General features: G+C 66.7%; 18 protein-coding genes. 7 read left to right on the top strand and 11 right to left on the bottom strand.

Annotation, left to right across the window (positions count from 1 at the left end):
- Window positions 1-60: 60 nt before the first annotated feature.
- Window positions 61-1500 (top strand): aminotransferase-like domain-containing protein, encoded by a 1440-nt coding sequence (locus ACUDCK_RS07745; RefSeq protein WP_054501382.1) that lies wholly within the window; start codon window positions 61-63, stop codon window positions 1498-1500.
- Window positions 1497-2063, top strand: a complete 567-nt coding sequence (locus tag ACUDCK_RS07740; protein ID WP_175168291.1) for a DedA family protein — start codon at window positions 1497-1499, stop codon at window positions 2061-2063. Before ACUDCK_RS07745 ends, ACUDCK_RS07740 begins: the two co-directional genes overlap by 4 nt.
- A gap of 9 nt (window positions 2064-2072) precedes the next feature.
- Here ACUDCK_RS07740 and ACUDCK_RS07735 read toward each other — a convergent pair whose 3' ends face one another.
- Together ACUDCK_RS07735 and ACUDCK_RS07730 are read right to left on the bottom strand one after the other, a co-directional pair.
- The gene (locus tag ACUDCK_RS07735; RefSeq protein ID WP_231133013.1) at window positions 2073-2345 is read right to left on the bottom strand and encodes a hypothetical protein; all 273 of its coding nucleotides are present in this window, start codon (window positions 2343-2345) and stop codon (window positions 2073-2075) included.
- 196 nt (window positions 2346-2541) lie between these two features.
- Entirely contained in the window at window positions 2542-2787 is a 246-nt protein-coding gene (locus ACUDCK_RS07730) for a hypothetical protein (protein ID WP_006393727.1), read from the bottom strand.
- A 123-nt stretch (window positions 2788-2910) separates the two neighbouring features.
- On the opposite strand from ACUDCK_RS07730, the gene ACUDCK_RS07725 reads away from it, so the two are divergent.
- From ACUDCK_RS07725 to ACUDCK_RS07705, 5 genes are all read left to right on the top strand, one after another.
- On the top strand, window positions 2911-3522 hold the full coding sequence (locus ACUDCK_RS07725) for a hypothetical protein (protein ID WP_054501384.1): 612 nt from the start codon (window positions 2911-2913) through the stop codon (window positions 3520-3522).
- Window positions 3523-3566: 44 nt separating this feature from the next.
- Entirely contained in the window at window positions 3567-4025 is a 459-nt protein-coding gene (locus tag ACUDCK_RS07720; protein WP_054501385.1) for an Lrp/AsnC family transcriptional regulator, read from the top strand.
- 68 nt (window positions 4026-4093) lie between these two features.
- Complete coding sequence (locus tag ACUDCK_RS07715; protein ID WP_054501386.1) at window positions 4094-4402, top strand: hypothetical protein; 309 nt, start codon at window positions 4094-4096, stop codon at window positions 4400-4402.
- 14 nt (window positions 4403-4416) lie between these two features.
- Window positions 4417-5397 carry a 4-hydroxythreonine-4-phosphate dehydrogenase PdxA gene (pdxA, locus tag ACUDCK_RS07710; protein WP_116791097.1) on the top strand — a complete coding sequence of 327 codons (981 nt, stop codon included), beginning with the start codon at window positions 4417-4419 and terminating at the stop codon, window positions 5395-5397.
- Window positions 5398-5531: 134 nt separating this feature from the next.
- Window positions 5532-6509, top strand: a complete 978-nt coding sequence (locus tag ACUDCK_RS07705) for a bile acid:sodium symporter family protein (protein WP_049072445.1) — start codon at window positions 5532-5534, stop codon at window positions 6507-6509.
- Between the two features lie 73 nt (window positions 6510-6582).
- Here the strand turns inward: ACUDCK_RS07705 and ACUDCK_RS07700 are convergent, their stop codons facing one another.
- The 9 genes from ACUDCK_RS07700 to dxs form a co-directional block, all read right to left on the bottom strand.
- Window positions 6583-7965, bottom strand: coding sequence for a replicative DNA helicase (locus ACUDCK_RS07700; RefSeq protein WP_006388372.1), 1383 nt, complete (start codon window positions 7963-7965; stop codon window positions 6583-6585).
- The gene (locus tag ACUDCK_RS07695) at window positions 7962-8801 is read right to left on the bottom strand and encodes an RIO1 family regulatory kinase/ATPase domain-containing protein (protein ID WP_054501387.1); all 840 of its coding nucleotides are present in this window, start codon (window positions 8799-8801) and stop codon (window positions 7962-7964) included. The genes ACUDCK_RS07700 and ACUDCK_RS07695 overlap by 4 nt, the downstream gene beginning before the upstream one ends.
- Before the next feature lie 146 nt (window positions 8802-8947).
- Window positions 8948-9403 (bottom strand): 50S ribosomal protein L9, encoded by a 456-nt coding sequence (rplI, locus tag ACUDCK_RS07690; protein ID WP_020924523.1) that lies wholly within the window; start codon window positions 9401-9403, stop codon window positions 8948-8950.
- Window positions 9404-9417: 14 nt separating this feature from the next.
- Window positions 9418-9690, bottom strand: coding sequence for a 30S ribosomal protein S18 (gene rpsR / locus ACUDCK_RS07685; RefSeq protein WP_006218308.1), 273 nt, complete (start codon window positions 9688-9690; stop codon window positions 9418-9420).
- A gap of 107 nt (window positions 9691-9797) precedes the next feature.
- The gene (gene priB, locus ACUDCK_RS07680) at window positions 9798-10121 is read right to left on the bottom strand and encodes a primosomal replication protein N (RefSeq protein WP_054419768.1); all 324 of its coding nucleotides are present in this window, start codon (window positions 10119-10121) and stop codon (window positions 9798-9800) included.
- A gap of 51 nt (window positions 10122-10172) precedes the next feature.
- A complete protein-coding gene (rpsF, locus tag ACUDCK_RS07675; RefSeq protein WP_020924524.1) occupies window positions 10173-10547 on the bottom strand; it encodes a 30S ribosomal protein S6 in 375 nt (124 codons plus the stop codon).
- 234 nt (window positions 10548-10781) lie between these two features.
- The gene (locus ACUDCK_RS07670) at window positions 10782-11696 is read right to left on the bottom strand and encodes a DUF817 domain-containing protein (RefSeq protein WP_175168292.1); all 915 of its coding nucleotides are present in this window, start codon (window positions 11694-11696) and stop codon (window positions 10782-10784) included.
- Between the two features lie 7 nt (window positions 11697-11703).
- A complete protein-coding gene (gene folE2, locus ACUDCK_RS07665) occupies window positions 11704-12501 on the bottom strand; it encodes a GTP cyclohydrolase FolE2 (RefSeq protein ID WP_006388366.1) in 798 nt (265 codons plus the stop codon).
- 191 nt (window positions 12502-12692) lie between these two features.
- Window positions 12693-14555, bottom strand: a complete 1863-nt coding sequence (dxs, locus tag ACUDCK_RS07660) for a 1-deoxy-D-xylulose-5-phosphate synthase (RefSeq protein ID WP_144654922.1) — start codon at window positions 14553-14555, stop codon at window positions 12693-12695.
- Between the last annotated feature and the right edge of the window lie 13 nt (window positions 14556-14568).

The raw sequence follows: 14568 nt of genomic DNA, 5'->3' as shown, positions 1-14568 counted from the left end.
GTGTACTTTGCGTGAATCTGTGCCTACCCTCAATCCAACCTAGGGGAGCATGATCGGCGCATGGACCCGCAACCGCTATACCTACGCCTGGCAAACCACTACCGGCGCGCCATCCAGACCGGGGTCCTGGCCCCGGACCAGCGCATGCCGTCCGTGCGCACCCTGGTGCGCACCCATCACGTCAGTCTCTCGACCGCGCTACAGGCCTGCCGTCTGCTCGAGGACGACGGTTTGATCGAAGCTCGCCCCCGTTCCGGCTACTTCGTCCTCAAGCCGCGCCGCAACAGCATCCCGCCCGTCAACGAACCGGACATCCGCCAGACGCTGGGAGCGGCCCAGTACGTCGGCATCCACGACCGCGTGTCGGATTTCATCGCCAAATGCGAGGCCCATCCCGTGAGCGCCAACTTCGCGCTCGCGGCGGCGGTGCCGCAAGCCTATCCGATGGAAGACCTGAAGCAGGCCATGATCCGCGCGCTGCGACAGTCGCCCGAGGTGCTGGTCAGCCCGGTGCCGCCGCAGGGCCATCCCGAGCTGCGCACGGTGCTGGCGCGGCGCGCGCTGGCCAACGGCATCAACGCCACGCCTGATGACGTCATCGTGACGCACGGCTGCATCGAGGCGTTGAACCTGGCGTTGCGCGCCGTGGCCCGGCCGGGCGACACCATCGCGGTCGAGTCGCCCACCTACTTCGGCCTGCTGCAGATCCTGGAAAGCCTGGGCATGCGCGCGCTGGAAATTCCCACCAGCCCGCAACACGGCCTGTCGATCGAGGCGCTGGACCTGGCATTCCAGACCCACGGCAACATCCGCGCGGTAGTGGTGGTGCCGAACTTCCAGAACCCGCTCGGCTGCGTCATGCCAGACGCCGAGAAGGCGCGCCTGGTGGCCCTGTGCGAACGCCAGCAGGTGCCGCTGATCGAGGACGACACCTATGGCGCGCTGAACGACGACGACACGCCGCTGGCCGCGGCCAAGTCCTGGGACCCGACTGGCAACGTCATCTACTGCTCGTCGCTGCACAAGACGCTGGCGCCGGGCATGCGCCTGGGCTGGCTGCTGGGAGGCCGCTGGAAAGCCCGCATCGCCATGCTGAAATTCGCGCAGAGCCGGCCCAACGAACCGCTGGCGCAGATCGCGGTGGCCGAATACCTGGGATCGCGCGCCTACGACCGGCACCTGGCGCGGCTGCGCCGGCAATTGAAGACGCAGCGCGAGCAGACCGCCGAAGTCATCGCCGCGCATTTCCCGCGCGGCACCCGCCTGAGCATGCCGACCGGCGGCATGCTGCTGTGGCTGGAGATGCCGGACGGCCGCTCGGGGATGGACGTCTTCGAGGCCGCCCTGCGGCAGGGCATCCGCGTGGCGCCGGGCGCGATGTTCTCCAACGGCACGCGCTACGACCATTTCCTGCGCATCAGTTGCGGACAGCGTCACACGCCCGAGATAGCGCGGGCGCTGATGAACCTGGCTCGCATCGTCGGCGAACGCCAGCCATGAATCCGCAGTTGCATCAATTCATCGTCGACTACGGCCTGTGGGCGGTACTGGGCGGCACCCTGCTCGAAGGCGAAAGCGTGGTCGTGCTGGCGGGCTTCCTGTCGCACCAGCGCCTGCTGCACCTGCCCTACGTAATGCTGTGCGCGTTCGCCGGCTCCTTCCTCGCCGACCAGGCCCTGTTCTATCTGGGCCGCCGCTACCGCGAGCATCGCTACGTGCGGCGGGTCCGCGCCCAGCCCGCGTTCGGCAAGGCGCTGGCGGCGGTCGACCGCTATCCGCATGGCTTCATCCTGGCGTTGCGCTTTCTCTATGGACTGCGCACGGTGGGTCCGGTGGCGCTGGGGGTCTCGCAGGTGTCGGCGCTGCGTTTTCTGGTCCTCAACGCCATCGCCGCCGCGATCTGGGCGGTGTGTTTCAGCCTGGTGGGCTATGTATTCGGGCAGACCATCGAGTCCCTGCTCGGCCGCCTGCACGGCGTGGAAACCAAGCTGGCGGTGGCCGTGGCGATCGGCGTGGCGACCTGGCTGGTCTACCGGCTGTATGCGCGGCGCCGGCGCCGCTGACGGCGCTACTCAGAAGACCAGCTTGCCGCTGGCGCGCAACACGTGGCGGCGGCGCGCCTTGCGATACAGGGAGCCGATGAACGGCAGCAGGGCCAGCCGCCGCAGGATGGGATGACGCTGGTCGAAGTCGTGCCAGGCCTTGAAGCCATGGCCCAGGCGCTCCCAGCTTTGGCGCGCCTCGGGAGAGAGTTTGCCGGGGTCGAACGCCGCCAGCTTTGCCGCTTCCGAGACCCGGGCCGCCAGGCCACGGTTCCGGTGTTCCGATGGATACTGATTCCGCATGGGGCGGCATATTACCCGGCTTGCGGGACCTCTGCCGGCCCCTGTCGCGCGGTGAACACAGGCGGTTTTGGCGCCGCCTTTGATCGCGCTTTGCAAGCCGTTGTGATCAAAGAAAAAAAGCGTTCTATGCCCGCACTATCCCAAGGCTTGTCCACAGAAGTTGTGGGTAACTCCGGCACACCGCCGGGACCCGCGGCTACTTCAGCGCGGCGATGATCTGGTCGCGCACGCTCTCGAAACCCGCCACGTACTGCGGGTTTTCCGAACGGGCCAGCAGGCTGGAATAGTTCTGCTCCAGTTGCGCCTCGATCGCCTCGCGCAGGCCCGGCGAGCCCTTGGCCAGGTGCAGCATCGTCAGCAGCGCCGAGTTGAGCGCGTCGATGCGGCCGCCCTGATGCGAAATGGTATGCACGATGACCGCGATTTGTTCCTGGATGTCCATGGGAAAAGCCCTCCTGGCAATGAATATCGGCGCAAATCCTAGCATGGGCGGGGCGGGCCGCTGGGCAAGCGCCGCCGCGCGCGCTAGCATCGGGCATAGCGCGGCATAAACGGAGCGTGCCCCATGAAGACGATCCACGACTATGTGCCCCCCGACGCGGCATCGCTGCGGCGGCTGCAGGAACGGCTGGGATACAGCGATGCGCAGATGGCCGAACTGGCCGGCCTGGACGCTGCGGTGCCCTGGTCCAGCTACGTGGGCGGCCCGCGGCCGCGCGCGCTCGGGCAGCAGCGGCTGCTGGGCATCGCAGCCCGCCTGACGCTGGATGAGTCGGCCTGGCAAGGCGTGCTGGCGGCCATGCGCGACGCCGGCGCGCACTTCGACTACGGTTCCGCCGACGCGCCCAGCGCCGCGCCGCCGGTGGCCGCCCCGCCCGCCGCCCAGGAAGAACACAAGTTCGGCATGCGGCTGGTCAGCGAGCACGGCGCCTTCCACGAGATGGAGCAGTTGCGCGAGTTCGCCCACCACGTGCAGGAATTCGGCGTCAGCGACCTGGTGCGCGAGGCCCGCTACGACAGCGCCGCGGACCTGTGCCGCTTCACGCTGGCGCCGGCGCGAGAGCCGGACGCCGCCCGTCGCGACCGGGTCTTCGACGCGGCCTCCCGGACCATCACGCGCTTTGCCTTCGACGGGCGCGTCTATCAAGGCGGCGTTCCGCCCGAATCCGACGGCTGAGCCGCGCATTGACTTGCGCCGCATCGCCCCTGTATGGTCCGCGCATGAAAGAACGCCTAGATGCCATCGACCGGCAACTGCTCAGCCTGCTGCAGGCCAATGCCCGCGAACCCGCCGCCATCCTGGCGCGCAAGCTGGGGCTGGCGCGCACCACCGTGGTGGCGCGCATCGCCCGGCTCGAACGCGAGAGCATCGTGGCTGGCTACGGCGTGCGCCTCGGCCGCCTGCTCGAAGAAGCCGCGGTGCGTGCCTACTGCTTCATCAGCGTCCTGCCCAAGACGCCAGCGGCCGTCATCCGCGAACTCGAGAAAATGCCGGAGGTCGAGGAAGTGTCCTCGGTCAGCGGACCGCATGACTACCTGATCTTCCTGCGTTGCGAAACCCATGAACAGCTCGACGCGCTGCTGGACCGCATCGGCCTGATCGAAGGCGTCAAGCAGACGCAGACCTCCATCGTGCTCAGCCGCAAGGTCGACCGCCGCAGCGCGGTCGGCGCCCCGTAGCCCTCCCCGGCGGGCGGCGGGGGCGGCATAATGTTGTAATGTGGCCAATTGCCTTTTACGGATCTCCCATGCTCGCACGCCTTGCCTTCGTCTCCGCCATGCTCGCCCTGCTGACCGCCTGTTCCAGCATGAGCGAGGTGACGCCCACGGGCAAGAATGGCTACAGCGTCACCTACAGTTCCGGCACGCAGTTGCTGACGTGGGTCGAAATCAAGAACCAGGCCTTGCAGCGCGCCGACCAGTACTGCCAGTCCATCGGGCGCAAGCTGCAAAAGCCGTCTGTGACGTCCAACCACGCCACGGGCCTGGGCTCCAAGCGCGCAACGGTCACGTTCGAATGTGGCCAGATCGAACCGCCAAAGGGCGCCAAGCAGTAATCCAGGAACACATCGTGAACACTCCCCCACCCGTGGGCATCACCATGGGGGATGCCGCCGGCATCGGCCCCGAAATCGTCGTCAAGGCCTGCGCCCAGGGCCTGAACGCGCCTTGCGTGGTATACGGTGACGCCGGCGCCTTGCGCCGCGCCGCAGACGCGTTGGGAGCGCGCCTGGAGATCACGGAAATCGCGCACGCCGGCCTGGCCAGCGGCGATGCCGGCCGCATCGAGGTCATCGCCTGTGGCGGCGCGTTGCCGCCCGACCTGCCCTTCGGGCAGGTCAACGCCGCGGCCGGACGCGCCGCCTACGAGTACGTGTGCGCCGCCATCGACGACGCCCAGGCCGGACGCATCCGCGCGATCGTCACCGCGCCGCTGAACAAGCAATCCATGCACGAGGCCGGTATCGACTATCCCGGCCACACCGAAATCCTGGCGGAGCGCTCGGGCACCGACGACTTCGCCATGATGCTCGCCAACGACGAACTGCGCGTGCTGCTGGTGACCATCCACGTCGCCCTGGCCGACGTCATGGCGCGCATCACGCCGGAGGCCGAGCTGACCGCCATGCGCCTGGCCGACCGCGCCTGCCGCCAGATGGGCATCGCCCATCCGCGCGTCGCGGTGGCTGGCCTGAACCCGCACGCCGGCGAAGGCGGCAAGTTCGGCCGCGAGGACATCGACATCATCGAGCCGGCCATCCGTCAGGCACGCGACGAGGGCATCGACGCCAGCGGTCCGTGGCCCGGCGACACAGTCTTCATGCGGGCCCGCCGCGGCGAGTTCGACATCGTGGTGGCCCAATACCACGACCAGGGCCTGATCCCGGTGAAATACCTGGGCGTGGACCACGGCGTCAACGTCACCGTCGGCCTGCCGTTCGTGCGCACCAGCGTCGACCACGGCACCGCGTTCGACATCGCCGGCAAGGGCGTGGCCGACCAGGCCTCGCTGATCGCCGCCTTCGACCTGGCCCTGGCCATGACGCCCTGACCGCCCACGGCGGGGCCGGCAGGCGGACACCCGCCCGGCCCGCCATAGGGCGGCACGCGCCCGAGGTCTACAATACGCCCCGATTCCGGCGCCCTGGCGCGCCGCCGCTTTCCGTCATTGCCCCTACCCCCTCCATGTCACGTCTTGTCCGTCTCCTGCCCGATCGCTTCACCCTCTACCTGATCTGCACCGTCATCATCGCCAGCATCGTGCCCGCCCATGGCCAGGGCGTGGTGGTGTTCGGCTGGATCACCAACATCGCGGTCGGCCTGCTGTTCTTCCTGCACGGCGCCCGCCTGTCGCGCGAAGCCATCATCGCCGGCCTGACGCACTGGAAGCTGCACCTCACGATCTTCTCGGCCACCTTCCTGATGTTCCCGCTGCTGGGCCTGGCGCTCAAGCCGGTGCTGGAACCGCTGGTCACGCCCGAGCTCTACCTCGGCATCCTGTTCCTGTGCTGCCTGCCGGCCACGGTGCAGTCGGCCATCGCCTTCACCTCGATGGCGCGCGGCAACGTGCCGGCGGCGGTCTGCAGCGCCTCGGCCTCGAGCCTGCTGGGCATTTTCCTGACGCCGCTGCTGGTCGGCACGGTGGTCGCCAACGCCGGCAGCGCGCCGATTTCGTTCGACGCGGTCGGCAAGATCATGCTGCAGTTGCTGCTGCCGTTCGTGCTGGGTCAGTTCGCGCGTCGCTGGATCGGCGCCTGGGTGCACAAGCGCAAGGCGATGCTGAAATTCGTCGACCAGGGTTCGATCCTGCTGGTGGTCTACACCGCGTTTTCGGAAGCCATCAACGAGGGCCTGTGGCGCTCCACGCCGATCCCGGCGCTGCTGGGCCTGGTGGCGTGCTGCGCCGTCATCCTGGCGCTGGCGCTCGGCCTGTCGGCGCTGGCCGGCAGGATGTTCGGCTTCAACCTGCCCGACCGCATCACGCTGCTGTTCTGCGGTTCCAAGAAAAGCCTGGCCAGCGGCATTCCGATGGCCCAAGTGCTGTTCGCGGGCCACGCGGTAGGCGCCATCGTGCTGCCGCTGATGCTGTTCCACCAGATCCAGTTGATGGTCTGCGGCGTCCTGGCCGCGCGCTACGGCAAGCGGCCCGAAACGGAAGAATGATTCCGCCACGCCAGCATGAAAAAGCCGCGCCCGAGGGCGCGGCTTTTCTTTCTGGCCGGGCGGCTGCGCACGCTCAATACATGTCGCGCGGCTGCGCGCCGGAGAAGTTCAGGAAGCGCGTGCTCGAGCCCTGGAAGGTCAGGCGCACCGTGCCGATGGGGCCGTTACGCTGCTTGCCGATGATGATCTCGGCGGTGCCCTTGTCTGGCGAATCCGGGTTGTAGACCTCGTCGCGGTAGATGAACAGGATCACGTCGGCATCCTGTTCGATGGCGCCCGATTCGCGCAGGTCGCTCATCACGGGACGCTTGTTGGGACGCTGCTCCAGGCTTCGGTTCAACTGCGACAGCGCGATCAGCGGACAGTTCAGCTCCTTGGCCAGGCCCTTGAGCGAACGGCTGATTTCCGACACTTCGGTGGCGCGGTTTTCGCCCGAACCGTTGCCGGACATCAGTTGCAGGTAGTCGATGATGATCAGGCCGAGCTGGCCGCACTGGCGCGCCAGGCGGCGCGCGCGGGCGCGCACTTCCATCGGGCTGAGCGCGGGCGACTCATCGATGTAGACCTGCGCGTCCTGCATTAGCTGCACCGCGTGGGTCACGCGCGGCCAGTCCTCGGCGATCAGCTTGCCGGTCCGCATGCGGTGCTGGTCGAGCAGGCCGACCGACCCCAGCATACGCATGGCCAACTGCACCGCGCCCATTTCCATCGAGAACACCGCCACCGGCAGGCCCTCTTCGATGGCCACGTGTTCGCCAATGTTCATCGAGAACGAGGTCTTGCCCATCGACGGACGGCCGGCCACGATGATCAGGTCGCCGCCCTGCATGCCCGAGGTCATCTTGTCGAGATCGGTGAAGCCGGTGGGCACGCCGGTCACATCAGAAGTGCTTTCGCGGTGGTAGAGCTCGTCGATGCGTTCCACCACCTGCGTCAGCAGCGGCTGGATTTCCTGGAAGCCGGCGGCGCCGCGCGCGCCTTCCTGGGCGATCTGGAACACCTTGGACTCGGCCTCGTCCAGCAGTTGGCGCGCTTCCTTGCCCTGCGGGTTCATGGCGGCCGAGGAGATCTCGTCGGCGATCGACACCAGCTTGCGCAGCATGGCGCGCTCGCGCACGATCTCGCCATAGCGGCGGATGTTCGCGGCGGACGGCGTGTTGTGCGCCAGCGCGTTCAGATACGCCAGGCCGCCAGCGTCTTCGGCCTTGCCGGCGCTGACCAGCGATTCGTGCACGGTGATGACGTCGGCCGGCCGCGCCAGCCCGATCAGCCGGGCGATGTGGTGCCAGATGAGACGGTGGTCGTGGCGGTAGAAGTCTTCCTCGACCAGCACGTCGGCGATGCGGTCCCAGGCTGCGTTGTCCAGCAGCAGGCCGCCCAGCACCGACTGCTCCGCCTCGATGGAATGCGGGGGAACGCGCAGGTATTCAAGCTGGGAATCGGCAGGTGTGTTCATGGCTTCAATAATAACGGCTGCAGGATATCCGCGACGCGGAAGAAACCCTGCACATCGCGCGACGGCAGGCGGCCCAGCAGGGGCCGCAGCGGCGTGGCGATGAAGGAAAGCACCCGGGTCAGGCGGCGCAGGCGGGCCTTGACCTCGGGGTCGGGATTGCATTCGAAATAGACGTCCAGCGCCAGTTTACCCAGCGCCCGGCCCACGTCGTCGGGCAATTTGCGCAACGACACCAGCGAGGCCAGCATCTGGAACAGATCATAGGCCTGGGCCAGCGGACGAGACAGCGTCGAACCGATGTTCTCTTCGAAATCGATGCGCCACAGCTCGCCGTCCTGCAGGGTGATGTTGCGAATCTGCGCGCCGCCATGCCACAGCCCGCGGGCGTGGAAGGCGGCCAGGTCGGTCGCGGCGGCGCGCGTCAGCCACAGGCGCGAGGTGGTGTCCTCGTTGCGGATCAGGTCCGCCAGGTCTTCGCCGACGAATTCCAGCACCAGCAGACCCTGCTCCTGCCACCAGACCTCGGGCACGCGACAGCCGGCCTGCAGCAACTGCTTCAGGCGCCGGGCCTCGTGTTCCAGACCGTTGCGCAGCAGGATGCCGGGCCGCGGGAATTCGCCCAGGAACAGCTTGCACCCCAGACCGAGGAACAGCGCGCGCGCATAGCGCAACACGTAGCTCACACCGCTGGCCAGGCTCGGACGCCGGCGCTTGATGATGCAGCGCACCCCGTCGATGGTCACATCGCGCACCGACGGCTCACGCTCGGCATCCACGCTGTCGAGCCAGGCGCGCAATCCGGGGGGGGCATTGTGATGGACGGGCGGCGGGGTCAAGAGGTCCTCGGACGAAACAGCGTGGGAGACAAGCGTGCAGCCCGCAAGACTACACGTAAATGGCGGCGGGTAAAGCGAGGAGAAACAAGGCGCAAAGAAAAAAAGCCGGCGCGCGGGCCGGCTTTTTTTCTACCGCGGGGTCAGGCTTACGACAGTTCGCCTTCGACCAGCACCGTGACGTCGACGACGACGTCGGCGTGCAGGGCGACCTGGATCGGGAACTCGCCGATGGCCTTGAGCTGGCCATTGGGCATGCGCACCTGGGCCTTTTCGATGCCTTCGAAACCGGCCTTCTTCAGACCTTCGGCGATGTCGGCGTTGGTCACCGAGCCGAACAGACGGCCGTCGACGCCAGCCTTCTGGACGATCTTCAGTTGGTAGCCGTTGACGCGCTCACCCAGGGCCTGGGCGGCGGCCAGCTTCTCGGCCTGGATCTTTTCCAGTTCGGCGCGGCGGGCTTCGAATTCCTTCAGGGCGGCGTCGGTTGCGCGACGGGCCTTCTTCTGGGGGATCAGGAAGTTGCGGGCGTAGCCATCACGCACGCGGACGACTTCGCCGAGGTTACCCAGGTTGACGACTTTTTCGAGCAGAATAACTTGCATTTCAGTGCCCCGGATTAGTTGTGGTTGTCGGTGTAAGGCAACAGGGCCAGGAAGCGCGCGCGCTTGATGGCGGTGTCCAGCTGGCGCTGGTAGATTGCCTTGGTGCCGGTCAGGCGAGCCGGGATGATCTTGCCGTTTTCTTGCACGAAGTCGCGCAGGGTGTCCAGATCCTTGTAGTCGATCTCTTCGACGCCGGCGGCGGTGAAGCGGCAGAACTTACGACGCTTGAAGAGCGGGTTCTGCTGCGTGAATTTGCGTTTTTCCTTGCGTTTTCCGAAGAAAGCCATGATATGTGCCTCTATGTTTGAGGGGACCGGGTCTGCCTTGATCGGGCCCGACTCCCCGTAACCTATCCGTATTCAGAAGGCGCTCTCGCGCCCGTTGCCCTTCCCTGTCAAGCCACCAGCGGATCGCGTCCTGCGCTGCCGCTGATCCTGCGCGCCTGCTGCAGATGCAGCTTGAACTTCACCGAGTCCTTGCGCACGGGGGCCAGAAACCCCTGCACCAGCAATTCGGACCCCAGCGCCGTTCCTTGCAACAGCAACGCCAGATCGCCCAGTGCCACGGCCGAGATCGTCAGTTCGACACGGCGCGGATGGCCGGCTTCGATGACCTCGGATTCGTGCGCCAGCACCATTTCCAGGGCTGGCAGACCGGCGGGAGTGTGGCGCAAAGGCTCGCATTCGAGAACGCGGGCGCTGAGTTCCAGCTTGTTCATCCTGCCAGGCACCAAGGGGACTTCATGGGATGGGCTCTGCCTGAGCCCTGCTTACTCGGCCTGAGCCGCGACAGCTTCCGCCGAAGCCTTGCGGGCTTCTTCGCGCTCGACCGACTTCATCATGATCGAGGGAGCGGTCTGGGCCTTCTTGGTCTTGATGACCAGGTGGCGCAGCACGGCGTCGTTGTAGCGGAACGAGTGTTCCAGCTCATCCAGCGTGGCTTGGCCGCACTCGATGTTCAGGCAGACGTAGTGAGCCTTGACGAGCTTCTGGATCGGGTAGGCCAGTTGACGGCGACCCCAGTCTTCCAGGCGGTGCACCGAGCCGCCTTGGCCCGTGACCAGCGCTTGGTAACGCTCGACCATGGCGGGCACTTGCTCGCTTTGGTCGGGGTGAACGATAAACACCACTTCGTAGTGACGCATGAGTAAAACTCCTTGAGGATGTCTTGCCTGCCGCTCGCCTGACACCGTCATCAGTCCGCGCACGCATCGCGTTCGCGGTCAGTTCCGGCTTTCCAGTGCTTTCTCTATCACTGGTCTTTTTCTTCGAGGCGTATGGCTTGCAAGGGGCAGCCCGCTGCCCAAAAAACATGGGCGGTCGAGCAAGAAAGCTCTCGATTATCGCCGATCGGACCGTTGGACGCAAGCCAGGGGCGGTCAGGAAATCGGGGACGCGTTATTCGCCCCTGCCGGGCGCGGCATATCGGCCACGCCGATGTCCCGGGGCCGGCTGACCACGCTGACCATCACATAGCTGATGATCATGAGCAGGAACCACGAACCCAGCTTGTTGATCGACACCAGCTCCCAGCCTTGCGACTGGTTGGGATAGCGCCAGGCGTTGGCAAAGGTGCCGATGTTCTCGGCGAACCAGATGAACAGCGCCACCAGCACGAAGCCCAGCAGCAACGGCATGCGGCGGTAGTCGCGCCAGATGCGGAAATAGACCCAGGTGCGGGCGAACAGCAGCGCCGTCAGGCCGAACAGCGCCAGCCTGAAGTCGACAATGAAATGGTGCGCGAAGAAGTTCACGTAGATCAGCACCGACAGCGCCACGGTCGCCGCCAGCGGCGGATGGGCACGGAAACGGAAGTCGAACAGGCGCCAGACCCGCGCCAGGTAGCTGCCGACCGCGGCGTACATGAAGCCGGTGAAGAGCGGCACGCCGCCGATGCGCAGCACGCTCGCCTCGGGGTAGATCCAGGAGCCAGCTGCTGTCTTGAACAGTTCCATGCCGGTGCCGACCACATGGAACATCAGGATGACCTTGGCCTCGTCCCAGGTTTCCATGCGCAGGGCCAGCAGCGCGGCCTGGATCGCCAGCGCCGCCAGCGTCAGGAAATCGTAGCGCGCCAGCCAGGCGTCCTTGGGATACCACCAGTGCGTGCCCAGCAGCAGCGCGCACATCAGGCCGCCAAACAGGCAGGCCCAACCCTGCTTCACGCCGAAACGGAAGAACTCATAGAGCGCGACGCCCAAACGACCGCGGCCGGCCAGGTGATCGGCCAGCCGCGCTTCCCATCCCGCCAGTCGCGCAATGAGCGGCCAGTCGCTGGCCGCCGGATGCCGCACGGAGGACTCAGCCTTCCACCACGGCGTAGGCCGAGTGGTTGTGGATCGATTCGAAGTTCTCGGCCTCGACGCGGTAGCGGGCGATGCCGGGGTGCGCGTTCAGGCGGGCCGCCACGTCGCGCACCAGGTCTTCGACGAACTTGGGGTTGTCGTAGGCGCGCTCGGTGACGTACTTCTCGTCGGGCCGCTTGAGCAGGCCCCAGAGCTCACACGAGCCTTCGTCTTCGATCAGGCGGATGACGCCATCCATGCTGATGTCCGATTCCAGGATGGCCGAGACCGTCACGTGCGAGCGCTGGTTGTGCGCGCCGTATTCGGAGATGGCCTTGGAACACGGGCACAGGCTGGTCACCGGCACCTGCACCACCAGCTCGAACTCGACCTGGTCGCCCTGGGCGCGGGCGATCCACTGCACTTCGTAGTCCAGCAGGCTCTGCACGCCGGAGATCGGCGCCGACTTGTTGATGAAGTACGGGAAGGCCGCGGTGATGTCGCCGCGCTCGGCGTGCAGCAGCGGCAGCATGTCGGCCGCCATGGCGCGGAACAGCGTTGGCGTCATGGGGGTGCTGCGGTACTTTTCCAGCAGCGCCACGAAGCGGGACATGTGCGTCCCCTTTTCTTCGGGGGGCAGCGCCACCGTCAGGGTCCAGTTGGCCACGGTGCCCTGGGGCGAACCGTCGGCGTTCTCGATGAGCATGGGGTGGCGCACGCCACGGATGCCCACGCGCTGGATCGGGATGTGCCGCGTGTCCGTCGAGCTCTGGACGTCGGGCATCACGATGGCGGGGTCGATCGGAGAATTCATTTCGGCTTACCAGTCTGGGCGACGAGCGTGGCGTGAACACGCAGACCCAGGAATCTTTAGGAGGGGGCCATTATCGCCCAAAGTCCCGCCAGCGCCAGGGAAAACCCTTTCATTCGTAGGCTGGCGGGGCCGGAACACACTGTTTCGCCACACGGACCAAACCGCCGGGGCCGGTCCGTGGGTGCGGGCAATCAGGCCAGCAGCGAGGCGTAGCGCGCCCGGATCGACTGCTCGATCCCGGCGGCATCCAGGCCGATACCGGCCAACAGCGCCAATTGGTCGCCGTGGTCGATGAACTCGTCGGGGAAGCCCAGTTGCAGCACCGGGATCGCGACACCTTCGGCGGCCAGCACCTCCAGCACCGCGCTGCCAGCGCCGCCCATGATGGCGGCATCCTCGATCGTCACCAGGGCGTCGTGGCTGCCTGCCAGATCGAGGATCAGGGCGCGGTCGATCGGCTTGACGAAGCGCATGTCGGCCACGGTGGCGTCCAGTTTTTCGGCCGCCGCCAGCGCCGGCTGCAGCAGCGTGCCGAAACCGAGGATGGCGATCTTGCGCCCTTTGCGCCGCACCACGCCGCGGCCCAGCTCGACCGTGTCCAGGCCGGCCGTTTCCGGCGCGCCACAGCCCGCGCCGCGCGGATAGCGCACCGAAGCGGGGCCGGGATACTGATAACAGGTGGACAGCAGCAGGCGGGCTTCGTTTTCGTCCGAGGGCGTGGCCACCACCATGTTCGGCACGCAGCGCAGGAACGCGGTGTCGTAGTTGCCGGCGTGGGTCGCGCCGTCGGCGCCGACAATGCCGGCGCGGTCGAGCGCGAAGGTGACGTCCAGGTTCTGCAATGCCACGTCGTGGATCAACTGGTCGTAGCCGCGCTGCAGGAAGGTCGAGTAGATCGCCAGCACCGGCTTCTGCCCCTCGCAGGCGACGCCGCCGGCGAACGTCACGGCGTGCTGTTCGGCGATGCCGACGTCGAAGTAGCGTTGCGGGAAGCGCTTCTCGAATTCGACCAGGCCGCTGCCCTCGCGCATCGCCGGAGTGACGGCGACCAGACGCGCATCCTGTTCGCCCATCTCGCACAGCCAGTCGCTGAACACCTGGGTGAAGGTGCGCTTGCCGGGCGCCTTGGATTGCTGGATGCCGACGGCGGGATCGAACTTGCCCGGGCCGTGGTACAGCACCGGGTCGGCCTCGGCCAGCTTGTAGCCCTGCCCTTTCTTGGTGACCACGTGCAGGAATTGCAGCCCTTGCAGCGCCTTCAGGTTCTGCAGCGTCGGCACCAGCGCATCGAGGTCGTGGCCGTCGATCGGGCCGACGTAGTTGAAGCCGAATTCCTCGAACAGCGTGGCCGGCGTGACCATGCCCTTGGCGTGTTCCTCGAAGCGGCGCGCCAGTTCCAGCACCGGCGGCACGTGCTGCAACACGGCGCGGCCGACGTTCTTGGCGGCGGCGTAGAAGCGGCCGGACATCAGGCGCGCCAGGTAGCGGTTCAGCGCCCCCACCGGCGGCGAGATCGACATGTCGTTGTCGTTCAGGATCACCAGCAGGTTGATGTTGGCGGTGACGCCGGCGTTGTTCATGGCCTCGAAGGCCATGCCGGCGGACATCGCGCCGTCGCCGATCACGGCGATGTGCTGGCGCTGCACGCCGGCGTTGCGCGAGGCCACCGCCATGCCCAGCGCGGCCGAGATCGACGTGGACGAATGCGCGGTGCCGAAGGCGTCGTATTCGGATTCGCTGCGCTTGGGAAAGCCCGAGATGCCGCCCTGCTGGCGCAGCTTGGCCATGCCGGCGCGGCGTCCGGTGAGGATCTTGTGCGGATAGGACTGGTGGCCCACGTCCCAGACGATGCGGTCATGCGGCGTGTCGAAGACCTGGTGCAGGGCCAGCGTCAGCTCCACCGTGCCCAGGTTCGACGACAGGTGGCCCCCGGTCTTGGAGACCGACTCCAGCACGAAGCCGCGCAACTCGTCGGCCAGGCGCTTGAGCTCGCGACGATCCAGGCGCTTGAGGTCTGCCGGGGATTGGATGCGGTCCAGTAATTCTGTCGTCATGCTTGTATGGGGT

The sequence above is a fragment of the Achromobacter sp. CF-sbj1-Ac2-l genome (assembly GCF_052698165.1).
The sequence above is the reverse complement of the archived record's forward strand: the minus strand, read 5'-3'. Positions and strand labels throughout refer to the sequence as shown.